The following is a 25,025-nucleotide window of genomic DNA, read 5'->3' as shown; positions in this document are numbered from 1 at the left end:
AAACATAGCAGAAATAAGCCCAAGTTAAGCACTTGGGCTTATTTGTTTTTGGTAACTCGGTTGCTATAATAAATGTGATTTTACCACAGTACAGGAATGGAGGGAGAATATGTTCGGGAACTCATCCCGGAAAGTGTTTTGGCTATTACTGCTGATTGGAGGGATTATAATGACAGGCTTTGAATCTACTGCTGAAGCTGACGCAGATATACGAGCAGCCTGGGTATGGCAGGCCAAGTCTGTCAGTGATGGAGGAAATGAGCTGCTGGACAATGCGGCTAAACATAAGATTAACAGACTTTATGTGAATGTGGATATGAATCTGTCAGAAGAGGTCTATCATACGTTTATATCCAAAGCCAGCAAGGCAGGAATCGCAGTTGAAGCACTTGGCGGAGATCCTTCATGGGCAGTGAGTGGTCGTGAAGGTCCAATGCTCAAACTGGCGTCCTGGGTGAGCAATTATAACCTGGCTGCAAAGCCGGAAGAGCGTTTTGACGCCATTCATCTGGATATCAAACCGTATGTATTGCCACAGTGGAATGAAGATGCGAAGCCGCTCGTCCAGTCCTGGGTTGTCAATATGAAGCTCTTGCTGGAACAGGTGAAACAGAATGGGGCGGTTGAAGTGAATGTCGACTTGCCTTTTTGGCTGGATTCATACACGGTGACAGGTAGCAGAACTACTGACGATGCGGATAACGAGTCGTTGTCACACTGGTTTATCGGACAATTTGATCATATTACACTGCTCGCTTACCGTGACAGCGCGCAAGGAAACAATGGAATTATACGTTTGGTAGAACAAGAAATGATATGGGCTGACGCCAGAAGTGGTTCGATTACCGTTGGCGTAAATACCAAGCCGATGCCTGGGGAAGAGTTCACGACTTTTGCTGGCAAAGGTACGGCGCAATTGGAGAGTGTCTTAAGTGAAGTGGCATCTGCATTCACAGATCATGCTTCCTATGCAGGTTCGGCTGTGCATGACATCGTGTACTGGGGGCAGCTGGAGCCAGGGGAAGTACCATTACCAGAGAATCCATCCAATCAACCTGAAATCCGAGGAACCTATATCTGGCAGGCTTCTCAGGTTACGAATGACGGTGGAGATCACATTCTGGAGTTCGCCAAAGCGCAAAACATTAATTGGTTATACGTCCGGCTTGATTTGGATCAACCGTACTCCAGTTATCGCAGTTTTGTGAAACGTGCTCAGGCTCAAGGTATTGAGGTTCATGCGATGGGCGGTCATCCAATTTGGGGTAAAAAGGAAAATCGGCCACGGATACAGCGCTTGATCGATTACGTGAAAAATTATAATGCCGAATCCGAACCGGATGAACGTTTTAAGGGAATCCATCTGGATATTGAACCGTACACCTTACCTGAATGGGAAAATGATCGGGATACGCTGCTGACCGAATGGGCTGCCAATATTGCTTATTTCCATGAAGAGACGAAAAAGGACAGTGATCTGGAAACGAGTGCCGATCTGGCTGTTTGGCTCGATACGTTCCCGTTACCGGGAAGAGACATGACTGTCAGTGAATACATGATCTCAACACTGGACCACATATCTCTAATGGCATTCCGCAACATTGCTGAAGGCTCCAATGGAATTGCCGACGTCGTCAGTCAGGAAATGAAAATCGCGGATCGTTTGGGTAAACCACTCCTGATCTCGGTGGAGATGAAAGAGAATTTTGAAGGTAAACATATTTCATTTTATGATAAGGGAGCAGCGGAGATGGAACGCCAGCTGGCACTGCTTCCAGATCTGTTAAGTGAGTATAAAGCCTACAAAGGCAATATCGTCCATGCTTACGATTACTGGATTCAAGCCAAGCCCTGAATAGGCAGGTTATATAGGAAATGTTATGTCTCGGGACTTCACTTAGGGTGAGGTTCCGGTTTTTTTTTATGGTAAAAAAATAAAATCGTGTCACCGAATGGGCATCTGCACAATACGATATACGGTGATGAAGAGGTTCAACAAGGGAGGAAACAGGATATGGCTGTTATTAAAGCCAACTCGGAAGACGTCAAGCTGCTCGCTAGACTGATGAGAGCGGAGGCTGAAGGTGACGGCGAACAAGGCATGCTGCTTGTAGGTAATGTGGGTGTAAACCGGGTGCTCGGCGATTGCTTGGATTTCGGTGATATTCGGGACATTAATCGAATGGTGTTTCAGAATCCGGGTGGCTTCGAGTCTACGCAAAAAGGGTACTTCTACCAACGGGCAAGATCATCGGAAATACGCTTGGCACAGCGTGTCATTAACGGCGAACGCTTCTGGCCAGCCAGCAACTCCCTGTGGTTTTTCCGTCCGGTGGGGGAATGTCCGCCAACCTGGTATAACCAGCAAAATACAGGCCGTTTCAAGGCGCATTGTTTCTTCAGTCCGACAGGCGAAGACTGTCCAACCGTATATTAAATTTTGGGAGGAATCATTATGATTAACCAGCCGTATCAACCGACACAAGTTATGGGCCAACAGGCCAATTCGCAAGTCCAAGGAACATCATATAAAATTGGTAACGGTATGCCAATGATGTCCCCAACACCAGGCATGGTTTCACCTAGTTCCACAAGCGTACCTCCGCTCGTATCAAGTGGTGCTCCAATGACACCTACGGGTGGAGTGGTAACCACTACTGCGCCACAGTTTGAACAATCCTACATCGAAAATATTTTACGGCTTAATCTGGGCAAATGTGGAACATTCTACATGACATACGAAGGTAACAAAGAATGGAATGCCCGCATTTTCCAAGGTATTCTGGAAGCCGCTGGTCGTGACCATATCATCATCAGTGACCCGAACACTGGAAAACGGATCATTCTTCTGATGGTCAATTTCGACTATGCTACATTCGATGAGCCGTTGTTGTATCAATATCCAGGTGTGATCGGGAACTATCCGCAACAACCAAGCAGACGCTAATCCTTACAGAAAAAAGAACATAATATAATACGGCCATACAGAGCTGTCTCGATTGCGGATGTTATTCCGCAAACGGGGCAGCTTTTCCTATATGATGATATAGAGCATAATCAAATAAAAACTTAACATAAACAGAAGTAACTTTTTTCTCAAATAAGGGCACTTAAAGATAAATACATCAAGCAGCAAGCGCACAGGAAGGAGCGAAACATATTGAAGACATGGATCGATGGAGCACTCCAGGGGCAAGCCGAGGCTTATGAGCAGTTGGTGACGCAATTTAGCGGGATGGCACTGGCTGTCGCTTATCAAAAATTAGGGGATACGTTCCTGGCCGAAGATGTGGTACAAGAGGCATTCACGGAGGCCTTTGCGAATTTGTCCAAACTGGACAACCCTGATGCTTTTCCCGGGTGGTTCAAAGTCATCGTGGAGAGACAGTGTTACCGTCTAATGAGGCGTAAGCAGCATGGCACCGTCCCGGTCCTGGAGATTGAGGATGTAATTCAGGAAGAGAATCAGGCTCATAATCCTGAAGAACAGGCTTTGAAAGGAGAGGTGCATCGCCTCCTGCGAGATTCGATTTCCAATTTGCCAACTTCCATGCAGCTTGCTGTTGAACTGTTTTATTTTCAGGGCTACTCGCTCAAGGAAATGTCGGAATTTCTCGGGGTTAATGTTCCGGCTCTGAAGAAACGGTTGTATGATGCCAGATCGAGGCTCAGACGTTCATTGCCTGTGGCGGATGTGATTTCAGTATTTAGTGATCTATACGAAGGAGGAAAAGGAATGCTTCACATTATGAATGGTGACCATGCGGCAGATCGATTAAGACAAAGCGGGATTCAAGGTGAAATTTTGGTCTGGCGAGAGCTTTATACATTTGGACCGATAACAAAAAATATGAGGAATGAGAAGGAGCGAAGTGAACGTGCACAATATTTGGAGCATCACTTGGGTATTCCACAGACAGAATATTTAAAAATCAAGCAACTTGAGCAGACACTTAAGTCATTCCATCAGCACGAAGAGATCGTCCTGTGGTTTGAGTATGACCTCTATGATCAGGCAATGCTATCGTATTTGCTGCACTATTTCAGGGAACAGGACCTGAAGAATACAAAGCTGAATCTGTTATGCATCGATAACTATCCAGACATAGAACATTTTCGGGGACTTGGGCAACTCACACCCTCACAGATTGGACATTTATCAGGTACCTGGCACGTGATGGGGGCGGAGGAAATCCAGGCTGGCAGCGAGTTTTGGGCAGCGTATGCATCATCTGACATTCAGGATCACAAGGACTACTTGCTAAAAAATACATCGGTGCTCCCTTTTGCACATGCTGCATTCAAGGCCCACCTGTCCCGTCTGCCTTCTGTATCGAACGGACTGGGCATAATTGAGCAATCGACACTGGAGGCTATAAGAGAGGGCGTGAATAGTCCTTATCCATTGTTCAAGCATGTTGGAGACCAATTGCATATCTTGGGAATGGGTGATCTGGAGTACTGGGCTCATCTGAAGAGAATGACAGAGGAACCACATGCTTTACTTCAATTAAGCGGTGTACAAGCTTTTCCTAACTTCCAGCAGCATCATGATGAATTTCGTCACGCTGTCTTGTCTTTGACCGAACTCGGTATTCAGGTGCTGAATGGAGAAGTAGACTGGGCACTATTAAGACATGATACTTCTTATACTTCCTGGATTGGTGGTCTTCAGATAGGTGAAGAGGAAGACAAACTGTGGCGCTGGGATACCGTTAATGGGAACGTAGTGATCCTATAGAGAATGCGATGGCATCAGAAATAAAATAAAAGCAGTAGAAGCAGTAGAGGGGTAATTGCTTAGCTAACGTGCCAGCTAATCCTCATCATCCATAAAATCATGAAAAAAGAGTATCCCGCCATGCCTGAGCATGAGCTAGGATACTCTTTTGTTAGTTCAACCTTTATTCTACTTGGCCGCATCCAACTTCAATGCAGTTACCATCTTACGGAACACATCCGTATTATCGAGATAGCCGGAGAACAGGTGGGACCCTGGTCCTGAGGCGTTGATTGGTACATCGTCGAATGTGTGGACTTCCTGGCCTTCATCATGAGGCAGGTTACCCGTGTAGTGAACACCGTCCGGGTCTTTGTCCGGGTTAGCGATATACCATGCCTTGTCTTTGACGTTAGGGTCCAGGATGGTAGGACTGATTGGCACCGGATTAGCGAGATAATCCTCATTGTTATCCGGCATATTGCCCCAGCCAACAGCGATCTTCCACTCGGAATCCGGATTGTCCGGGAATCCATCTCCGTTTGCATCCACATACGTCGGGAACTTGGAATCAGCATATGTGCCGATCAATTCACGGAGTTCGTCACCCGATTTACCTTTGGCGGCTTCCGTGTTATACGTTCCGTTTAGAGTAAGGGAATGACCGTGGTCGGATGTGACGATAACGAGCGTATCAGGGTGTTTCTTCGCATATTCCTTAACCTGACCAACCGTTTGATCGAATTCAATTGCATCCCATACGGAGCGTTCAAAATCCATCGTGTGAGCCTGTTTATCAATCGATGCACCTTCGACCATCAGGAAAAATCCGTTTTTGTTCTGTTCCAGCACTTGAAGGGCTGTGTCAGTCATTTCCATCAACGTTGGCTGATCAGTATCCTTGCCCACAATTTCTGCATTGTTAGGCTGAGTATACTCCCGGTCATAATATACGTTCATGTTGCCTTTGCGGAATAATCCAAGCAATGATTTGGTAGAGGCAGACTTGTCCAGATTTGTTGCATCTGTCACGTAGGTATATCCTTCTTTTTTGAACTCCTCCACAATATTACGTCCATCTTTGCGTTTTCCGCCGTCAGCTGCTGGAAGGAACCACTCCAGACCACCGCCAAGAATAACATCCGGTCGATTGGCTTCATTCAGATACATGCTCGCAATCGCTTCTTGCTCCCCGCGCTTACGTGTATGTACAGCCATTGCAGCAGGTGTCGCATCTGTCACATCCGCAGTCGTTACAAGGCCGGTAGCCATGCCACGTGTCCGCTTCACCAGCTCAACGATGTTTTCCACCTTCGGATCGTCAAAAGGGTCTGGTGTATTGTCCGGGTAGACACCCTCGGCATTGACGGCCGTTTTGTGACCAGTTGCATAAGCGGAAGCACTATTGGCTGAATCGGTGACGATCGAATCCATGCCAGAGGTGGTGACCATGCCCATGGCATCCATTTGTTCCATCTCCAGCCAACCCTTGAATTTGCCTTCGTTAATACCCTTGGATACAACACGAGCGGCGGTGCGAATATTGGCACTCATGCCATCGCCAATCATTAGAACGACATTTTTGGCTTGCTCACCGTTTGTCAGTGTCGCCGTGTCTTTGGAAGGATCGAACACTTGGTATACGACTCGTGAATATGTACGCTTGCCTGTAGCCGTCGTCTCGGCGGTTACCACAATGGAATCACTCTCTTTGAAGGCAACATCCCGTATGGTGTATTCTGTGCTCAGTTCGGAGCTGCTTGTCCACGTTCCGGACTTGCCGAAGTATTTGTCCGGTGACAAGCCATTAACCTGGATTTTAATGTCTTGCGATTTTAACTTGGCACCGTTCAATTCAACTCGGAAATCGAGCTTCTGGCCTGCCAGAATCTGAGCGCGGTCAATAGGTAAAATGGTAAATGCGGCCGGGGCCGTCTGTTGCTGGGCAGATACGGGTTCAGCATTGACCTGCCAAGGCACTGCTGTAATTGCAACAGCCGCGCTAAGTAGTAGAGCATTCCATTTCATAGCATGATGGCTTTTCATGAACATACCTCCGAGATCAATTTGTTGTTCTATTTGGAAGTATATAGCTGAATGATTAACTGAGCGTAAGAGAAAAGTTAAACCGTAAGCAAGAAGATGCATATATTTGTTAGTAAAACGTAAAAAAAACTGCGCATTCGGTACATTTGTTAACGAAATAGCCCGTATGCATCATTTCGTTGTCATAGGACACGGATTGACTGTGTAGTGTAGAATTATATAATAAAAGAAGCATATCCTTGTTATTCGACAGAAGAAGGTGGAGGTGAATGCATTGGGAAGTTGAAACTGCATATGAGCGGCAGAATGGCAAATATCCTACATTTTCGAAGGAGGTGGACCTATTTGCCGAGGAATGACGGCGAATAGGAAGATAATTTGAGTGACCCCTTACCGAGTATATTAAATTTATTTTTAATTGCTTTGCTTGTATTGATGAATGGTTTCTTTGTCTCGGCAGAATTCGCGATGGTCAAAGTTCGTGGCAGCCGGATTGAAGCTTTAGTGGAAACAGGTAATAAAAATGCGATTTATGCTTCCAATATTGTACGCAACCTGGATGCTTATCTGTCTGCGTGCCAATTGGGCATAACGCTTGCTTCACTTGGACTCGGTTGGCTAGGAGAGCCAGCGATTGCTCACCTGTTAGAGCCCATGTTTACTGCATTTGGAATGGGCCCGGTATACGTACACGGTATTTCCATTGCCATTGCTTTTGTTATTATTACGATTTTGCATATTGTACTCGGGGAACTTGCTCCCAAGACGATGGCTATCCGCAAATCAGAGACGATTACGTTATGGTCTGCGGCGCTGCTTACGTTCTTTTACAAATTAATGTATCCCTTTATATGGGCATTGAATGGTATGGCGAACAGCCTGCTGAGAGTGTTTCGCATGGCACCGGCCTCGGAGCATGACTCAGCGCATAGTGAAGATGAAATACGCATTCTGATGAAAGAAAGCAATAAGAGCGGTTTAATTGATAATACTGAATTGGCGCTTGTTGATAATATATTTGATTTTACGGCAACAACCGCCCGTGAAATTATGATTCCGCGGACGGAAATGATCTGCCTGAATGCCAATCAGTCCATGCTGGAAAATCTGGAAATTGCCAGTGAGAGCATGCGTACCCGTTATCCGGTTTATAACGGTGACAAAGACCATATTATCGGTTTTATTCACATTAAAGACCTGATGCGATCTCAGCTTACAGATACCATCTCGGTAATTCGGCCGATTCTCGCAGTACCCGATTCCACTCCGATCAGTGACCTGCTCAAGCGGATGCAGCGTAGCAAGACACAGATTGCCATCCTGATTGATGAGTACGGAGGAACCTCCGGCCTTGTAACGCTTGAAGACATCATGGAAGAGATCGTGGGCGAGATTCAAGATGAATTTGACCAGGAGCGTCCGGTGATTGAGAAAGTGGATGAGATGGAATACTCTATTGACGGGCTCATGCTGATTGAAGAGGTTAGTGAGCGCTTTGGCCTGGATATGGACCGGGCAGATTATGATACGATTGGCGGCTGGTTATACTCCAGAGTAGAGACCATCCCACCCGAAGTAGGGCAGTCGGTAGAGTATGATGGATATGTCTTTGTCATTCAAGAGACCGAACATAAGCGGATTTCGCGTGTGAATGTGATTAAGCTGGATCTGATGGTTGAAGGCGAAGGCGCTTAATCCAAAGTATTATTTTGGAGACAGGAGATTCCAGTCTATAGAGAGGCCGTACGGTGGATTATTCCATTGTGCGGCTTTTTGTTTACCCTATAATCGTAGCATGCACGGCTGCAAACAGGGTATAATGGAACGACTTTGCAAGATAGGAGAGGTTGAGATTGAGCTATCGCATTGAGGTTGGATTTACGCCTGTATCTGAATTCATGGCCAGTCTGCATACATATATTTGCCGGAAATCGCATAAAAAGATTGATTTATCCATAGCCTGGGCGCAAGAAACAGAAGGGCAGCTAACACCTGAGCTTGCTGCTGTCTTACAAAATATGAACGTGGATGATGATTGGAAATGGATGTATCTGCTTGTCTGTTTGCAAGTGGAAGCTGAGGAGCCAGAGGATTTTATTGAATGGTTTAGCCAACGAACAGTGCCTGATCTTCATGACATTTTTAGTCGGTACAGTTTCCCTTATACGGATGATATCGCTGCTTTCCAGACCAAGATGACCTATGTCTTAACCGGCTGGAATGAGCAATATTTTCGTTTGCTTGATCCCGCCATCTTGCAGCATCTGCGCCAGGAGGTTCTGAACCGCAAGGAACAGTTAAATCAATCTCCCCAGAAAGAGGTACTCGACGATGCGACCAACGGGTTGATGTTCCGGGACATGAAGGGGATGGATAGACTACTGCTTGTGCCACAATTTCATTTTCAACCGCTAAATGTCATCCTGCATTTTGGGGATACTCTGCTGTGCCATTATTCCTCCAGATTGTATATGGGAGATCACGAATATATTCCGACCCATCATTTGCGTGTGATTCGCAGTTTGGGAGAGAAGAACCGACTGAAAATCATGCGTTTTCTGCATCAGGGACCACGTTCGTTCATAGAAATTGTTCGTCACTTGAAGCTCTCCAAAGGAATTACTCATGACCATCTTTCCAAGCTTCGTGGAGCAGGGTTGGTCTATGCGCATTTTGAAGGAGAGAGCCTGGTTGAGTATTCACTTCGTCTTCATGCACTGGAGCAAATTTTACCGAATGTCATGAATTATTTGGAGCAATAACGTTTATCAAAATGTGGTTTTTAGAAAAAAAGTATTCCTCTGATACAGCCGTATGTTTGTTGTGGCCGAACTGAAATTTATTCAGTAAATCCGCGCAAAACATACGGCTATTTTATCGCTTTAAAGTGGATATTAATGGGTTTAATATAAATATTTTTTTGTGGTTCTCTATTTACAGAACCAAATGCGGTTCTTATAATAGGGCTTATCGAACTTATACCTTACTAATTTCATAGGAATTATATATATTCTGGATTATTTCGGGAATTAGGAATGGCTGAGCGAGAAAAATATGGATCATTTATGAATTGGGGAGGATTTTATGAGAGTGAAAGGTTTATCCGTGGCATCGTTAATCATCAGTAGTGCGATTGTGTTATCGGCATGTGCTGGAGGTGGGGGAGCAGAGACCACTACTGCTGGAAGCGGGACAACAAATTCGGGCACACAAGCGACTCCGGTTTCAGCAGCACTGGATGCACCCTTTCAGGCAACGGACCTGAATCAATTACCTGAGACGGCAAAAAAACGAACGGATACGGTGATTGTGGGACTTACGGATCCCAGTGGGGCTTTCACACCGTACTTCCATCAGAGTGGATATGATGGCAACGTTGCTTCATTGCTATTTGCTTCACTTGTGACCGTAGATGAGAAAGGATTGCCTGTTCCTGATCTCGCTGAAAGCTGGGATGTGTCAGACGATCAGCGTACATACACGTTTCATCTGAGAAAAGATTCCAAGTTCAGTGACGGCTCCGCGCTCACCGCAGATGATATTGCTTTTACATGGACCATTCTGCATGACAAGTCGTATGACGGTGGATTCGATATTTTCTCCACCAAGGTGAAAGGCGGTAAAGCGTATACCGAAGGAAAGGCAGATCACATCGAGGGTATTAAGGTCATTGATCCGTTAACGATCTCGGTCACGCTGGAACAGCCCAACGCAACTGCTCTGCTTACATTGGGCTCAGAGGTGTTATCCAAAGCCTACTACGGCAAAGACTATCAATTCGGCAAGCTTGAATACATTAAAAATCTTCATGCAACACCTGTAGGCAATGGTCCTTATAAACTCGAAAAGTTCATTCCGGGTCAGGAAGTTCGATTCGTTGCCAACGAATTCTACTACAAGGGCAAACCGAAAACCGAGCACTTCATATATAAAACATCGGAAGGAGACACCTGGCAGTTTATTGAGACCGGAGAGATCGACTTCACTTCGTTCACGGCTACCCAGGAGAATATCGATAAGCTGAAAAATATCCCATACCTTAACCTTCTACCTTACACACCAAGTACATACGGATATTTACAGCTTAATCTGGAGCATGAACAGCTTCAGGAAAAAGAAGTACGGCAAGCCATCACCTATGGCCTGGATCGTCAGTCCATCTATGTGGACGCCAACCAAGGGGCAGGGGCTGTTGCCAACATCCCGACTTCACCTATTTCCTGGTCATATACGGAAGAAGGTATTAATCCATATGCCTATGATCCGGACAAAGCCAATCAATTGCTGGACGACGCAGGTTGGGTGCCTGGAGCGGATGGCATCCGTGAGAAAAACGGGAAGAAGTTGTCCCTGCATTTCCTCGGAACGAAGAGTCCAGCCACGGATATCTTCATTGCGGTGGCCAAAGAAAACTTTGAAGCGATTGGCGTGCAGTTCCAGCCGGAAGTCTTCGCTGATTTCAACTCGCTTGTTTCCAAAGTGGAGGGCGGCGATTACGATGTAGCTTCCTTCTCTACACCGATGTTAACGGATCCTTCGGACGGTGTACTGCAATTTGTGGATGGTGAGCTGAAGGGCTACGACAATCCCAAAGTGAAAGAGCTGTACAACAAAGGTCTGGCTACGACAGACATTGAGGAACGCAAGGCAGTATACAAAGAGTTGTATCAGTTGCTCAACGATGAGCTGCCTGTCATTTTCACCAGTTACAAAAAAACAGTCTACGCCTATAACGGTCGGATCGATGGACTCTCTGTCAGTCCATACCGCGGGATTGCAACCAGCTTGCCGGAATGGTCTCTGAAATAAGCGGTGGTATGAATCAAGAAACATCAATACCGAAATAAACAAAACGTCCCTTGTGTTTGCGATGTCGCAGATGCAGGGGACGCATTGATAAGGAGCCTGATATGAGCACTTACATTGTGAAACGGATGACATATATGGTTCTTATTTTGCTGGCCGCTTCCGTTCTGATCTTCAGTTTGTATGCACTTACCCCTGGCGACTACATCTCCAGCAACATTAAGCTGAGTCCTGAGCGCAAGGCCGAACTGCGAGAATTATATGGACTGGACAAGCCCGTTATCGAACGGTATCTCATCTGGATGAAAAATGCTGTACACGGGGACTTCGGATATTCATTGGCACAACAAAAGCCAGTGCTCTCGCTGTTCAACGAATATATCTGGAATTCATTCCTGTTAGCTGCAGTGACTACATTCCTGACCTGGTTTATCGCGGTTATTATCGGTGTGATCGCTGCCTATAAGCAGTACTCGTGGTTCGATACCTTCGTGATGATAGGCATATTTGCAGCCATGTCCGTGCCATCTTTCTTTATCGGATTGTTTTTGATCAAACTGCTGGCGGTTGACCTAAAATGGTTGCCTCCAGGCGGCATGATGACTACAGGAAGTAATGCTACCGGTCTGGCCTATGTCAAAGAGGTGATTCAACACATGACCTTGCCTGTAATTGTTATGACCCTTCTCGGGGTAGGCTCACTTACCCGTTACTTCCGAAGCAACATGATTGATGTGATCAAGCAGGATTATATTCGCACAGCACGAGCCAAAGGTTTAAAAGAAAGCAAAGTGTTATACACCCATGCCTTGCGCAATGCTCTGTTGCCTGCGATAACACTAATTGGATTCGAGCTGCCGTCCTTATTCGGTGGTTCACTTATTATTGAGAAAATATTCAGCTGGCCTGGTATCGGCCAGTTATATATGCAGTCATTTTCGCTACGGGATTATCCGCTGCTGATGGGCTTTACCATGTTTATCGCCATTCTGACCGTCATTGGAACGCTGCTGTCTGATGTGCTCTATCACATCGCAGATCCGCGTGTCCGTTTGCAATAAGGGGGCTTTGAACATGACAATCTCTTCATCGTCTGTAACGAGAAATGCCGCAGAAGCTGCCTTACCTTCAAAGGTTCCGGCCAAGTCTTCTTTATGGAAATTGTCGATCCGAAGACTGCTCAAGAACAAACTTGCTGTTGGCGGATTCATCGTGGTTTTGTTGATGTTTGTTGCTTGTTTCATTGGACCGCTGTTCTCACCATATACCGATAACAAGATCAATATGACAGCGATGAAACAAGGTCCCGGCATTCATCACTGGCTTGGTACGGATGCGCTTGGTAGGGATGTGCTTACCCGTGTGCTGATGGCTGGTCGTATCTCGCTCACTGTTGGTTTGGCTTCCATGGTTCTATCCGTATTTATCGGCTCCTTGCTTGGAGCCATCGCCGGATATTATCGTGGCATTGTTGATCAGGTCATTATGCGGATTGCCGACTTGCTGCTTACGATCCCGGGATTGCCGCTGCTGTTCATTTTCGGCGCGTTGTTATCGGATTGGAAGGTTCCTCCGGATTCCAGAATGTATATCGTCATGTTGATGCTCAGCTTTGTCAACTGGCCCGGTATGGCCCGAATGGTACGGGGACAGATGTTAAGCTTGCGAGAACGTGAGTTCATGCAGGCTGCTATTGTTCTTGGCTTGCGTGACCGTCGCAAACTGTTTCACCATCTTCTGCCCAATATCGTTCCGCTTCTCATCGTCATGGCGACTCTGAATATCGGAGGGTCCATTCTCAGCGAATCGGTACTTAGCTTTTTTGGACTGGGTGTCATGCCCCCAACGCCTACATGGGGCAATATGATCGATGCAGCCAACAACATGATTGATTTTCAACAGCATCCGTGGTTATGGATTCCGCCAGGGCTGTCCATTTTCGTGACCGTTATTGCGATTAACATTTTTGGTGATGGTCTTCGAGACGTATTAGATCCCAAACAGAAGAGAAGGTGAGCACGCCTCATGCAAAATATGATTGAAATTGAACAACTTGAAACTCATTTTTACTCAGAAGAAGGAAATGTCAAAGCCGTGGACGGCGTAAGCCTGAATGTACGTGAAGGGGAGACGGTGTGCATCGTTGGTGAATCAGGCTGTGGAAAAAGTGTAACCGCCATGTCGATTATGGGTTTGATCGAGGAACCGGCAGGTAAGGTGGTTGGCGGTGCAATCCGGTTTGGTGGACGGGATCTGCTCCGTGAAAGTAAATCCTCACTGCGCGCCATCCGGGGCAATGACATCTCCATGATTTTTCAGGAACCGATGTCCTCTCTGAATCCCGTGCTGAAGATCGGTGAGCAATTAATGGAGCCATTGATTGTACACTTGAAAATGAGTAAAAAGCAGGCTCATGCCAGAGCGGTTGAGCTGATAGCCGAAGTTGGCATTTCACGTCCCGAACAGATTGCAAACAGCTATCCGCATGAGCTGAGTGGAGGTATGCTGCAGCGTATTATGATTGCCATTGCCATCTCATGTAACCCGAAACTGTTAATCGCGGATGAACCAACCACTGCACTGGATGTGACCATTCAAGCGCAGATATTGGATATGTTACAACACATCAAGTCCCAATCAGGAACCTCCATTCTGATGATTACGCATGACCTTGGCGTTGTAGCCGAAATGGCGGATTATGTCGTTGTAATGTATGCAGGCAAAGTGGTGGAAGAGGGGGAAGTGGTGCAATTATTTGAAACTCCCAAACATCCATATACCCAAGGATTACTACGCTCCAAGCCAATTATCAATCAACGGCAGGATGAATTGTATTCGATACCCGGACATGTACCTGATCCACTGTCCTTAAAAGATTCCTGTCATTTTGCTGATCGTTGTGAGCACTGTATGTCGATATGCACCAAGCAAATGCCGACGCTGAAGCAGCTTGGACCCGGACAGAAGGCTGCATGCTTTCTGTATGAGGAGGCATTGAGTCATGTCTGAACCTCTATTGGAAATTGAACATCTCAAAACCTATTTTCCAGTTCGCAAAGGCTTATTGAATCGTACAGTAGCCCATGTGAAAGCGGTCGATGATATCAGCATCACGATCCATGAAGGCGAGACGTTTGGATTAGTGGGTGAATCCGGAAGTGGCAAGAGCACCGTTGGAAGAACGATCGTGCGCTTAACGGAAAAAACGGAAGGACAGATTCGTTTTCAAGGTGTTGACTTGCATCAGTTATCAATGCAGGAAGTGCGGAAGATCCGTCCGCAGCTTCAACTTATTTTCCAGGACCCCTACAGTTCACTGAACCCGCGCATTCGCATTGGTGATGCGATCGGGGAGGCTGTATTGGATCACGGGTTGGCTACCGCAAGCGAGGTTCGTGATCTCGTCAAGGAGGTACTCGGAGCCTGCGGATTGTCATCTTATCATATTGATCGTTTTCCCCATGAGTTCTCTGGTGGACAGCGACAACGGATTGGGATTGCGCGAGCTTTGATCTTAAATCCGAAACTGATTATCGCAGATGAACCGGTATCAGCACTGGACGTGTCTATTCAGGCTCAAATTATCAACCTGTTCAGACGGCTTCAGCAAGAGCGTGGCCTTGCTTACTTGTTTATTTCGCATGATCTGAGTGTGGTGGAACATCTGTGTGACCGTATTGGAGTGATGTATCTGGGCTCCATGGTCGAGACGGCCTCCAGAGATGAGTTATTCGGCAATCCACTGCATCCGTATACGAAAGCCCTGCTATCAGCTGTACCTGTGCCGATTCCCAAATTGAAACGGGAACGAATTGTGCTTAAAGGGGATATCCCCAGTCCGGTGAATCCGCCAACTGGATGCAAGTTTCATACGCGTTGTCCATGGGCAGAAGATATCTGCAAGCAGCAAATTCCAGCGTATCGGAACGTTGGAGCGGATCATTTTGTAGCCTGTCATTTGGTCTGAAGCATGTGAGAGTAATTTCATATCAACGGTATCTTATGGATACGTAATGGAATTATTTAGGTTTCATCCATTCTGTATGTGTTCATTCGAAGAAGTATCAAAGTACCAAAAGACGCTGCCGACATGTAAGTCGGAGCGTCTTTTATTTTTTTGAAACCTTCTAACCACTACATCCGTTTAATATTTACACAAAATCAAATTTGGAAAATGAAGGGTGGATACATATGCGGAAATTAAGAATAACGTCCATGCTGAAAGTCATGATTGTTGCAGCACTAACGGCACCCATAATTCTTGCGCTACCAACCGAAGAGGTTGCTGTTGCCAGTCCAAGTATCCAGCCTCACGCGCTTACTCCACCGCCACCGCCTTTGGAACCAAGTATTCATGCACTGACTTCCCCAAAATATATTTATCAGGCAGAGGGGACGGTTATACCTGGAGGGGGGCTGACTGCGGTTGTAAATACAACAACAACGACCTTCTCGGAAATGAAATCGCTGCAAGTCGATTATCGACTTGAACGCTGGACGGGATCGGCCTGGATTCTCTATCAATCCGGTTCCAAGAAGAAAACCCAAACGCAGACCCTGAATGCCCAATCGAGCTGGACCGTGATAACCGGCTATTACTATCGAGTCGTCAGTCTTCACACGGCCGATGATGGGGTCAAGCCTGAGACGACAACACATATTTCAAGCAATGTATTATTTTAATTTACTTGCGAGTACTACCTGGAAATTTTTGTCCCTGCAGGTCGTTGGCAATGGCAGTCATCTCTTCTTCCGAGACGGTTCCGAATAAGCTCATATTGACAGAACCCATCATCCATTGAAAGGTATTATAGGGGGGACCGAGGTACATAAATGCATCGCTGCCATCAGCCAATTTGACGATACTTGTTTCGCGAAGCATGGGCCCCTCAATGACCTGACCAGGCGAAACATAGGCATAATCAAACTGAATGACTTCTTCTTCACCATTTTTGCCTTCGCCGCTATAACGAACCCTCATTCGTTGAGATTCGTAATAATCTTCCGGATTGACGGGATTGAGGGTATCCAGCATGAGCTCAAATTTGATCTTTGTAAACCGCTCGGGAATCGCTTTTGATAACAAAAAATCACCCATAAATCCCGAGCGTGCTATTTCCTTGGTTACAACAATAGGTTCAAGTAAATGTGATGTCTCATAGAAGGGGAGAATAATATCTTCATCCTCTTCTGGTTCGTCTCCAGAATAGAATTTGGGAGCTTCATTAACTCCTCGTTCAGGAGGTGGAGGGGTCTTAGCTGTCGACGGATCAGCGCCAAAATGAGTAGTGCGATCCTCAATAACAATGGATTTCATCCCATTGCCCCATTCCTTGATCGATTGTACAAAAGGGGAGACGGCTTGCGTCCCGGTAGGCATACTGAAGATGACGGCGCCGATGGTCACGGACGCAGCCACAATAACAGATAAACGTATGGTGCGCATTCTTTTCTTGCGTGCGCCAACCCGGGAAATTTCCTTTTGAACTCGGAGCCAGGATTGACGCATAGGTTCGGTGTTGGAAGCAGGGGTGGCAGATGCAGCCTGATGGAAGGCTTCGTCAAAAGCCATATCAAACGCGGCATCGAAAAAATCGTCTTCCAGCTCTGAATCGAATGAATCAATATGCTTATCGGATTTGCCTTTGCTCAATACTTCCACCCCATTCCTTATGTAATTTCTTTTTGATACTTCCGCGGGCTCTGAACAAACGTTGCTTCACAATTTCTTCGGATGTATCAAGCAGATCGGCCATTTCCCGATAGGAAAGACCCTCTTTCCAGCGTAGCTCCACAAGTACACGGTATTCCGGCTTAAGCTGTTCCAGATAGAATTCGATGGATTCCTGCATCATTTGAGTCTCCACCGTGCTCTCCACGGAAGCGGCCGTCTGATTAATTGTCTCCATATCTATAAAAACACTATCCGTATCAAGTTGGTTACGGTTATTTTTATTTTTTCTCAGATAATTAATGGCGGTATTCCGTGTGACAACCTTCAGCCATGCTTTCAGTTTGACTTCGTTGTCGAAGAGAGGTTTGTTTTTAATGATTTTAATAAAAGCTTCCTGAATGATATCTTCTGCTGCTGCACGTTCTTTGATGATGTAAACGATGAGACCATGTACCATATTATAGTATTCGTAGTACACTTCTTCTTGAAGCTGCGGGCCCAAATTATGGAAATCTGAGGCTAAGAGTAATTGGAGCCGATTGGCCATGATGTTCTCCTTTCTGGTGAACAATCCACAAACATTGGTATCATTTCATTTTACAACATTATATGGAAGCGATACAATGGGAGGTTAGTCTGACAGAAGCAGAAAAAGTATAGCCGAAATAGAAAGAGGCCGCCTCACTAACCACTAAATCATGGTCAGTAGGGCAGCCTCTATGAGTTACTTAATAATCGCAGAATAACAGGTACAAATGGCTTAGAAAGCCCAGTCACCGTTCAGGAAGATGGCTTCACGCTCACCATTCGCTGTCACGCCATAAATATTCGTTTCCGGCGATCCCATCATGAAGTCTACGTGAGTAATGCTGGAGTTCATGCCGCGAGCTGCAAGCTCCTCGGTTGACAAGGTTTTGCCACCATCGATATTGAAGGCATAGGAACTACCGATAGCGAGGTGACATGAAGCATTCTCATCATATAGCGTTGTGTAATAGAGAATACCACTTTCCGAGATTGGAGAATGGAAGGGCACCAAAGCGACTTCACCGAGATAATGGGAACCTTCATCCATATTGATGAGTCTTTCTAGTGTATCTTGACCTTCTTCGGCGTGGAAATCAATGATGCGTCCTTTTTCAAACGTAAGAGAGAAGCGATCAATGATACTTCCGCCATAACTGAGTGGTTTGGTGCTGGACACTTTACCGTTCACCCCAAATTTGGCTGGTGCTGTGAATACTTCCTCTGTCGGGATGTTGGCCACAAAACGAGTGCCTTGTTCATTAATGCTGCCCGCTTGCGCCCAAATGTGCCCTTCAGGAAGATCAACGGTAAGGTCGGTTCCCGGTGAGACAAAATGCAGAGTTTTATATTTTTTGCTGTTCAGGGCAACTGCTTTGTGCTCCAAACGCTCAATATGCTGCTCCCAAGCCGCTACAGGATCTTCCAGATCAGCTCTTACAGCAGCAAAAATGGCTTCCCAGAGCTGTTTCATCTGCTCAGCAGGGGGAAGGTCAGGGAATACTTTGGCGGCCCAATCCGGCGAAGGACAGGCTACTCCTGTCCAGCTCATTTTGTCTGCCTGCTGATACTGACGATATTTGGACATCGCCTGACCGTATGTACGCTGATGAGTGGAGATGCGTTCTGGATCGATGCCTTTTAGCAGGTCCGGGCTGGATGACAATACGGTTAAGAACGCAGCATTGTTCGCTGCCAGCTCCTCAAGCTCAGCGGCATGCCATTTCGGTGCATCTTGGAAGGAGTCCTCAGGGGCCATTTCAAACCGCAGTCGATTGACAGTTTCGTCTCCATATTTGATGATAACTTTCTTTGCCCCGGCCTCGTAGCCTTTGCGCACCAACAAACGCACGAATTCAGCTGTATCAATCATCGCGCTGATAACGAAGATTTGTCCGGGCTGAACGTTGGCTCCAACTTTTACAGCCAGTTCAGCATAACGATCCAGTTTTTGTTCAAAACTCAACATATCAAGTTCCTCCATATCATAAATGCCCCGCATACGCAGGAAAAGAGAGGAGTGACCCTCTCTCTTATTTACACTATTTTAAATTAGAAAGCCCAGTTGCCTTGAAGGAAGATTGGCTCTTCACTACCTTCAGAAGTAACACCGTGAATGTTCATTTCTCCTGATCCAATCATGAAATCCACATGAGTGAGACTGGAGTTCATGCCATGGCTGATCAATTCCTCTTTGGACATCGTTTTGCCGCCTTCCAGACAGAAGGCATAGGCGTTCCCGATAGCCAAATGGTTGGATGCATTTTCATCAAAGAGGGTGTTGTAGAACAAAATATTCGTGTCTGAAATCGGCGATTGATGTGGAACGAGAGCTACTTCACCCAGATAATGTGCGCCTTCATCCATTTCAATCAAGCTTTTCAATGAATCGAGTCCTTGTTCGGCAGTATAATCGACAATTCGGCCATTTTCGAAAGTGATGGAGAAGCCGTCGATCAGGTTGCCGCCATAACTCAGTGGCTTGGTGCTGTGAACTGTTCCGTTAACTCCAGTTTTCAGTGGAGCAGTGAACACTTCCTCTGTAGGCATATTAGCTACGAAGACATGTCCCTGCTCATTGATGCTGCCACCGGATACCCACAGATGTCCTTCAGGAAGCTCAATTGTCAGGTCTGTGCCAGGTGCAGTATAGTGAAGCTTTTTGTATTTTTTCTCGTTAAGCAGATCTGCACGGGAGTCGAGATTCAGCAAATGTGTTTTCCATTCTGCGACAGCATCCTGCTCACCGATACGAACGGTTTTGAAGATGACATCCCATAATTTATCAATTTGCTGCTGTGCCGGAAGATCAGGGAATACTTTGGCTGCCCATTCAGGGGAAGGAACGGCCACAATGGACCAGCTGAATTTGTCTGCCATCTGATAGGAACGATATTTCTCCATCGCTTTACCACGAACTTTCTGACTAGTCACGATGCGTTCTTGAGGAACGCCTGCAAGCAGATCCGGATTTTCTGCAATAACATGCAGAATGGCGGCACCTTCTTCTACGAGTTCAGTCATTTCTCCTGCAAACCATTTTGGTTCAATAGAGAAGGATTCTTCTGGTGCGAGATCATAATGAAGACGTGTAATAACCTCATCGCTCCAGTTTACTTTGACCAGCTTGGCACCTGTGCCATAAGCAGCTTTGACGATTAGGCGTACAAAATGTGCTGCCGAGATTGGTGCGTTCACGACGAGAGTCTGCCCAGGATGGACATTAACACCGACTTTGACAGCCAGTTCGGCATATTGTTGTAAATTCGTTTCAAAATTGTTCATGCTATTTTTTCCTCCTGTTTGGTATAATGTCGTAGCTGTTTGTTATTATAGTCCTCATTACAGGTATGTAAGGAGTCAGTATGGTTCCCTCATTGAATAAGGTATACGTTGCTACGATATATATTGTACAATTAACCAATAATAATTACCAAACTAGGTTTACCATAAATTGTGGAGACCTGCAACTGAAGAGAGATTAAAGGAGAGAACGATTGTGAATATTGAGATTATTCGTGCAGAGATGCGTCGTGAAGATGAGAAGAATTATGTAGGTAATACGGTTTTTCGTGCAGAAGGCGAAAAGTCAGTTTATGAGATTACGTTTATGAGCAAGAACGGCAAGGATTGGGACTATAGTCTGCATTTCACTGAACAATCCGGTGATGAAGATGAATTGTTGCGTATGGACGAGCTGCTGGAAAACGATGACGATATGTACAATCAGCTGCTTGATGCGGCACTGGACGCTTTCCCGGCATAATAGGACCGAGAGGTTCTTGTTCTAATATGGAATGTAGCTGATTATACTAGACGGTGTATGCCTGAAACAGGGCGTCCACCGTCTATTTTATTGGGAATAAGGAATAGTTACTCCAGAAAAGGGAAGTCTATGACAGATGAATGGAACCAGAGAGACAATCCGCCTGAATGGGAGGTAACCGTGAATGGCATCTGACAATCTGATTACAGCAGGAATGACGGGACTTGAAGAAGTCGCGCACGATATCCTCAGTCTGCGTACACTGTTCGTTAATGTTGTGTTCATCGGGGAGCCAGGAAGCAGGAACTGGGTGCTCGTGGACACTGGAATGGCGAGTTTCACTGATCAGATTCTTCATGTTGCAACTGAACGCTTTCCTGGTCCACCGTCCGCGATTATTTTGACACATGGTCATTTTGATCACGTCGGGACCGTCATCGAACTGGAACAATTCTGGGGCGTCCCGGTGTACGCACACCCGCTGGAACTGCCTTATTTGACAGGTGTGAAGGATTATCCTCCGGCCGACCCTACTGTTGGTGGCGGTTTGATGGCACGGCTGTCATTTGCTTACCCTAATGAAGCTATTAATCTGGATGATCGGATATTCAGTCTGCCGGATGATCATTCCATCCCAGGTGTTTCTGGCTGGGAATGGTTGCATACACCAGGTCATACACCGGGCCATGTGTCGCTATTTCGAAAAGAAGACCGTACACTGATTGCGGGAGACGCGATCGTCACCGTGAAACAGGAATCGCTCTGGAGTGTGCTGCTTCAGGACAAACAGTTGCACGGTCCACCCGCGTATTTCACGACGGATTGGCAAGCAGCTCATCGATCAGTTCAGCATATTCGTCGACTGGAGCCCATAGTTGCTGTTACCGGGCACGGACATTCCTTAACCGGAGAAATGCTGAGAGATTCGCTGGAGCGACTCGATCTTGATTTTGAACAGACCACCGTTCCGGATCACGGCAAATATGTGGATTAATAGATCAGATGCCAAACATGGGTATTCCATTGAAATCTGGAATGATTCCATTACGGCAGCATAAGGGGATGGAGACAGCCACGGAGCATCGTAGCTGTCTTTTTTGTCGTTCCATCATGAATTTGTTCTCTATCATAGATTGGTATTTTGTGCCCGGTCATGATATAGTCGAGCCGTATAATATAACCTTAGTATGCAGGAGGTACATATAACGATGACACAGCAAAATGCAGCTTTCGAAGAACAATTTGGAGGTATACCAGCCGTCTGGCTTCGTTTTAATCAATTCGAAGCGGCAGTTATTCCAAGTGTGGGTGCCAACCTGGTCGCTTTCCGTGATACAGAGCAGGGATTCCGTTATTTGCGGGAGCCAGACCAGGAACAGATGGATGAATTTATGGCTGCACCTGCCGTATACGGTATTCCTATTCTTTCCCCACCAAATCGCTATGAGGATGGTCGCTTCCCCTGGAATGGTGAAGTTTATCAACTACCTATAAACGAACCAGCTACAGGCAACCACCTGCATGGATTCCTGCATGATGCCGAGTGGAAGGTTGATGGGTACGGTTCTGACGAGTTGGAGAGTTATGTTGTGCTCAGTCAGGAAGTGAAGGAAGGTCATGAGTTCTACAAATACCTGCCGTTCACCTTCACAGTGACGCTCCGTTACTCGCTAAGTAGTCTGGGACTTCAGCAGCAATTGAATGTTCGGAATAACGGGAAGGAACGTATGCCGAACCTGTTCGCATTCCATACAGCCATTAGCGTACCTTTTGCACCGGAAAGCCAGGCATCCGATTACACCGCCAAAATAACGATTGGTCAGCGTCGTGAATTGAATGAACGTTCTTTACCTACAGGACAATTTCAACCGCTTACACCAGAGGAAGAGCAATTAAAGGAAGAGGGCGTTAGTCCGTTTTTTGCAGCCATGGACAACCACTACACGGCTGAACCACAGAACGGTCGCAACTATATGGAGCTTACTGATCATCGTACCGGTGACAAGCTGGTATATGATGTAGGGACTTCGTACAAGCACTGGATGATCTGGAATAACAATATGGCTGGCGGATTCTTCTGTCCTGAGCCACAGATGAACCTCGTTAACGCCCCGAATGTACAAGGCATTCCTGCTGAAGAGATCGGTCTGATTGGTCTTGAGCCGGGCGAATTATTCGAGCAAACCAGCCGTCTATATCCGATCAAAGCGCAAAAATAAATACTCAAGCACTTTGCTTCACGCTTACATTTTTGTCGAAAAGGTGAAAATTGCACAGGCAATCATGTATAATATGACAAGATACACAAGCTTTGCTCATAAAAAGCATTTTGCATAAATCCCAAAAATGACTTTGGAATCAACAGATGTAAGATGCTGTGAAGAAAAGAATGTATACGTATTTTTTTAGAGACCCAAACCATCTTTTTGGAGGAGGAAAAGCAAGTGGAATACCGCATTGAGAAAGATACGTTAGGTGAAATGAAAGTACCAGCCGACAGGCTGTGGGGAGCTCAAACGCAACGCAGTAAGGAAAACTTTCCGATTGGTCGCGAGCATATGCCGATGGAAGTCGTGCGTGCTCTTGCCATTTTGAAAAAAAGCGCTGCAGCTAGTAACCATAAATTAGGTAAATTGTCCGCTGCCAAATCGGATGCGATCGCTTATGCCGCTGATGAAATTATTGCAGGTCGGATTGATGATCATTTTCCTCTCGTGGTATGGCAGACGGGTAGCGGAACACAGTCCAACATGAACGTAAACGAAGTCATTGCCAATCTGGGTAACCAGTTGCTTGAACAAAAGGGCAAGGAGGAACGTCTGCATCCGAATGATGATGTAAACATGTCCCAAAGCTCTAATGATACATTCCCAACGGCTCTGCATGTTGCAGGGGTACTTGCTGTTGAAGATCAACTCTTGCCGGCAATCGCGGTGCTGAAATCCACTTTTGCAGACAAATCGGAACAATTCAAAGATATTATCAAAATTGGACGTACTCATCTTCAGGATGCAACGCCAATTACACTCGGTCAGGAGATCAGCGGCTGGGAAGCGATGCTCGATAAGAGTGAACGTATGATCCGCGATAGTGTGAATTATATGAAAGAACTCGCAATTGGTGGTACAGCTGTGGGAACCGGAATTAATGCACATCCTGACTTTGGTGATTATACAGCCAAGGAAATTGGCAAGCATACCGGCAAGGATTTTGTATCCGCACCTAACAAATTCCACGCACTTACAAGTCATGATGAAGTGGTCTATGCTCACGGTGCAGTTAAAGCGCTTGCAGCTGACTTGATGAAAATTGCCAATGATGTTCGCTGGCTGGCTAGTGGCCCACGCAGCGGTCTGGGAGAGATTCGTATTCCGGAGAACGAACCGGGCAGTTCCATTATGCCAGGTAAAGTGAATCCAACTCAGAGCGAGGCGATGACCATGGTGGTTACGCAAGTCATGGGGAACGATGCTGCGATTGGCTTCGCGGCAAGTCAGGGTAACTTCGAGTTGAATGTGTTCAAACCGGTTATTATCTATAACTTCCTGCAATCTGTCCAGCTCCTTGCTGATTCCATTGTTGCATTCAATGATAAATGTGCGGTGGGTATTGAGCCTAACCTCGGCCAGATTGAACACAATTTGAATAACTCGCTTATGTTGGTTACCGCTCTTAATCCGCATATCGGATATGAGAATGCAGCCAAAATTGCCAAGCTTGCGCATAAGGAAGGACTGTCTCTGAAAGAAGCAACATTGCAGACAGGTCTGCTTACGGAAGAGCAATTCGATCAGTATGTTGATCCAGCGAAAATGATTGCCCCGAAAGCTTAATCAGTCATTATCATGCGAACTTCATTCCAATAAACAAGCGACCTGCATACGCAGGTCGTTTTTTAACTCGTGCGGTTCTTGAACTAATGCTTGTCAGTATATACGTATACATATAAACTACATATGCGACTGTTTTTTTAATTGATCGGAATTGTT

The 25,025-nt window shown here is 46.1% G+C and carries 21 protein-coding genes; 16 read left to right on the top strand and 5 right to left on the bottom strand.

Features of this window, described 5'->3' with window-relative positions; genetic code table 11:
• The first annotated feature begins 169 nt into the window (after nt 1-169).
• The 4 genes from MHB84_RS28535 to MHB84_RS28520 all read left to right on the top strand — a co-directional run bounded on the left by MHB84_RS28535 (nt 170) and on the right by MHB84_RS28520 (nt 4,741).
• On the top strand, nt 170-1,855 hold the full coding sequence (locus tag MHB84_RS28535; RefSeq protein WP_256716780.1) for a hypothetical protein: 1,686 nt from the start codon (nt 170-172) through the stop codon (nt 1,853-1,855).
• Between the two features lie 159 nt (nt 1,856-2,014).
• Complete coding sequence (locus MHB84_RS28530) at nt 2,015-2,437, top strand: cell wall hydrolase (RefSeq protein ID WP_076288615.1); 423 nt, start codon at nt 2,015-2,017, stop codon at nt 2,435-2,437.
• 18 nt (nt 2,438-2,455) lie between these two features.
• On the top strand, nt 2,456-2,947 hold the full coding sequence (gerQ, locus tag MHB84_RS28525) for a spore coat protein GerQ (RefSeq protein ID WP_076288616.1): 492 nt from the start codon (nt 2,456-2,458) through the stop codon (nt 2,945-2,947).
• Between the two features lie 213 nt (nt 2,948-3,160).
• Nucleotides 3,161-4,741 carry a sigma-70 family RNA polymerase sigma factor gene (locus MHB84_RS28520; RefSeq protein ID WP_076288617.1) on the top strand — a complete coding sequence of 527 codons (1,581 nt, stop codon included), beginning with the start codon at nt 3,161-3,163 and terminating at the stop codon, nt 4,739-4,741.
• A 168-nt stretch (nt 4,742-4,909) separates the two neighbouring features.
• On the opposite strand, the gene MHB84_RS28515 is transcribed toward MHB84_RS28520, so the two are convergent.
• A complete protein-coding gene (locus MHB84_RS28515) occupies nt 4,910-6,766 on the bottom strand; it encodes an alkaline phosphatase (RefSeq protein WP_218642253.1) in 1,857 nt (618 codons plus the stop codon).
• Nucleotides 6,767-7,144: 378 nt separating this feature from the next.
• Here MHB84_RS28515 and MHB84_RS28510 point away from each other — a divergent pair, with 378 nt between their 5' ends.
• The 8 genes from MHB84_RS28510 (at nt 7,145) to MHB84_RS28475 (ending at nt 16,255) form a co-directional block, all read left to right on the top strand.
• A complete protein-coding gene (locus tag MHB84_RS28510) occupies nt 7,145-8,461 on the top strand; it encodes a hemolysin family protein (protein WP_076288619.1) in 1,317 nt (438 codons plus the stop codon).
• A 158-nt stretch (nt 8,462-8,619) separates the two neighbouring features.
• Nucleotides 8,620-9,528 carry an ArsR/SmtB family transcription factor gene (locus tag MHB84_RS28505; protein WP_256716781.1) on the top strand — a complete coding sequence of 303 codons (909 nt, stop codon included), beginning with the start codon at nt 8,620-8,622 and terminating at the stop codon, nt 9,526-9,528.
• A gap of 322 nt (nt 9,529-9,850) precedes the next feature.
• The gene (locus tag MHB84_RS28500; RefSeq protein ID WP_076288621.1) at nt 9,851-11,575 is read left to right on the top strand and encodes an ABC transporter substrate-binding protein; all 1,725 of its coding nucleotides are present in this window, start codon (nt 9,851-9,853) and stop codon (nt 11,573-11,575) included.
• A 101-nt stretch (nt 11,576-11,676) separates the two neighbouring features.
• Nucleotides 11,677-12,633, top strand: coding sequence for an ABC transporter permease (locus tag MHB84_RS28495; protein ID WP_063563946.1), 957 nt, complete (start codon nt 11,677-11,679; stop codon nt 12,631-12,633).
• A 13-nt stretch (nt 12,634-12,646) separates the two neighbouring features.
• Nucleotides 12,647-13,588: an oligopeptide ABC transporter permease gene (opp4C, locus tag MHB84_RS28490; protein ID WP_076288622.1), complete on the top strand. Its 942-nt coding sequence runs from the start codon at nt 12,647-12,649 to the stop codon at nt 13,586-13,588.
• 9 nt (nt 13,589-13,597) lie between these two features.
• Complete coding sequence (locus tag MHB84_RS28485; RefSeq protein ID WP_076288623.1) at nt 13,598-14,581, top strand: ABC transporter ATP-binding protein; 984 nt, start codon at nt 13,598-13,600, stop codon at nt 14,579-14,581.
• Nucleotides 14,574-15,539: an ABC transporter ATP-binding protein gene (locus MHB84_RS28480; RefSeq protein ID WP_076288624.1), complete on the top strand. Its 966-nt coding sequence runs from the start codon at nt 14,574-14,576 to the stop codon at nt 15,537-15,539. The genes MHB84_RS28485 and MHB84_RS28480 overlap by 8 nt, the downstream gene beginning before the upstream one ends.
• A gap of 224 nt (nt 15,540-15,763) precedes the next feature.
• Entirely contained in the window at nt 15,764-16,255 is a 492-nt protein-coding gene (locus tag MHB84_RS28475; RefSeq protein ID WP_076288625.1) for a hypothetical protein, read from the top strand.
• A gap of 1 nt (nt 16,256) precedes the next feature.
• On the opposite strand, the gene MHB84_RS28470 is transcribed toward MHB84_RS28475, so the two are convergent.
• The 4 genes from MHB84_RS28470 to MHB84_RS28455 all read right to left on the bottom strand — a co-directional run bounded on the left by MHB84_RS28470 (nt 16,257) and on the right by MHB84_RS28455 (nt 20,555).
• Nucleotides 16,257-17,225, bottom strand: coding sequence for a hypothetical protein (locus MHB84_RS28470; RefSeq protein ID WP_076288626.1), 969 nt, complete (start codon nt 17,223-17,225; stop codon nt 16,257-16,259).
• The gene (locus MHB84_RS28465; RefSeq protein ID WP_076288627.1) at nt 17,203-17,793 is read right to left on the bottom strand and encodes an RNA polymerase sigma factor; all 591 of its coding nucleotides are present in this window, start codon (nt 17,791-17,793) and stop codon (nt 17,203-17,205) included. The genes MHB84_RS28470 and MHB84_RS28465 overlap by 23 nt, the downstream gene beginning before the upstream one ends.
• 213 nt (nt 17,794-18,006) lie before the next feature.
• Entirely contained in the window at nt 18,007-19,239 is a 1,233-nt protein-coding gene (locus MHB84_RS28460; RefSeq protein WP_076288628.1) for an aminopeptidase, read from the bottom strand.
• Between the two features lie 83 nt (nt 19,240-19,322).
• Nucleotides 19,323-20,555: an aminopeptidase gene (locus MHB84_RS28455; RefSeq protein WP_076288629.1), complete on the bottom strand. Its 1,233-nt coding sequence runs from the start codon at nt 20,553-20,555 to the stop codon at nt 19,323-19,325.
• A 214-nt stretch (nt 20,556-20,769) separates the two neighbouring features.
• Between MHB84_RS28455 and MHB84_RS28450 the strand changes: the two genes are divergently transcribed.
• From MHB84_RS28450 to fumC, 4 genes are all read left to right on the top strand, one after another.
• Nucleotides 20,770-21,036 carry a hypothetical protein gene (locus MHB84_RS28450; RefSeq protein ID WP_083678844.1) on the top strand — a complete coding sequence of 89 codons (267 nt, stop codon included), beginning with the start codon at nt 20,770-20,772 and terminating at the stop codon, nt 21,034-21,036.
• A 184-nt stretch (nt 21,037-21,220) separates the two neighbouring features.
• Nucleotides 21,221-22,030, top strand: a complete 810-nt coding sequence (locus MHB84_RS28445) for an MBL fold metallo-hydrolase (RefSeq protein ID WP_076288630.1) — start codon at nt 21,221-21,223, stop codon at nt 22,028-22,030.
• A gap of 214 nt (nt 22,031-22,244) precedes the next feature.
• Nucleotides 22,245-23,255 carry an aldose 1-epimerase gene (locus MHB84_RS28440; RefSeq protein WP_076288631.1) on the top strand — a complete coding sequence of 337 codons (1,011 nt, stop codon included), beginning with the start codon at nt 22,245-22,247 and terminating at the stop codon, nt 23,253-23,255.
• 225 nt (nt 23,256-23,480) lie between these two features.
• Entirely contained in the window at nt 23,481-24,869 is a 1,389-nt protein-coding gene (fumC, locus tag MHB84_RS28435; protein WP_076288632.1) for a class II fumarate hydratase, read from the top strand.
• Nucleotides 24,870-25,025: the final 156 nt, after the last annotated feature.

The sequence above is a fragment of the Paenibacillus sp. FSL F4-0087 genome (genome assembly GCF_038020215.1).
In the GTDB taxonomy this organism is placed as follows: domain Bacteria; phylum Bacillota; class Bacilli; order Paenibacillales; family Paenibacillaceae; genus Paenibacillus; species Paenibacillus taichungensis.
Note: the sequence above shows the minus strand (reverse complement) of the source record. Positions and strands in the feature narration are given on the sequence as shown.

Bases quoted from the DNA above. Each gene is read 5' to 3' on its own strand.
- MHB84_RS28535 (WP_256716780.1), top strand. From the start codon at position 170: ATGACAGGCTTTGAATCTACTGCTGAAGCTGACGCAGATATACGAGCA.
- MHB84_RS28530 (WP_076288615.1), top strand. From the start codon at position 2,015: ATGGCTGTTATTAAAGCCAACTCGGAAGACGTCAAGCTGCTCGCTAGA.
- gerQ (WP_076288616.1), top strand. From the start codon at position 2,456: ATGATTAACCAGCCGTATCAACCGACACAAGTTATGGGCCAACAGGCC.
- MHB84_RS28515 (WP_218642253.1), bottom strand. From the start codon at position 6,766: ATGAAAAGCCATCATGCTATGAAATGGAATGCTCTACTACTTAGCGCG.
- MHB84_RS28500 (WP_076288621.1), top strand. From the start codon at position 9,851: ATGAGAGTGAAAGGTTTATCCGTGGCATCGTTAATCATCAGTAGTGCG.
- MHB84_RS28495 (WP_063563946.1), top strand. From the start codon at position 11,677: ATGAGCACTTACATTGTGAAACGGATGACATATATGGTTCTTATTTTG.
- opp4C (WP_076288622.1), top strand. From the start codon at position 12,647: ATGACAATCTCTTCATCGTCTGTAACGAGAAATGCCGCAGAAGCTGCC.
- MHB84_RS28485 (WP_076288623.1), top strand. From the start codon at position 13,598: ATGCAAAATATGATTGAAATTGAACAACTTGAAACTCATTTTTACTCA.
- MHB84_RS28480 (WP_076288624.1), top strand. From the start codon at position 14,574: ATGTCTGAACCTCTATTGGAAATTGAACATCTCAAAACCTATTTTCCA.
- MHB84_RS28475 (WP_076288625.1), top strand. From the start codon at position 15,764: ATGCGGAAATTAAGAATAACGTCCATGCTGAAAGTCATGATTGTTGCA.
- MHB84_RS28465 (WP_076288627.1), bottom strand. From the start codon at position 17,793: ATGGCCAATCGGCTCCAATTACTCTTAGCCTCAGATTTCCATAATTTG.
- MHB84_RS28460 (WP_076288628.1), bottom strand. From the start codon at position 19,239: ATGTTGAGTTTTGAACAAAAACTGGATCGTTATGCTGAACTGGCTGTA.
- MHB84_RS28455 (WP_076288629.1), bottom strand. From the start codon at position 20,555: ATGAACAATTTTGAAACGAATTTACAACAATATGCCGAACTGGCTGTC.
- MHB84_RS28445 (WP_076288630.1), top strand. From the start codon at position 21,221: ATGGCATCTGACAATCTGATTACAGCAGGAATGACGGGACTTGAAGAA.
- MHB84_RS28440 (WP_076288631.1), top strand. From the start codon at position 22,245: ATGACACAGCAAAATGCAGCTTTCGAAGAACAATTTGGAGGTATACCA.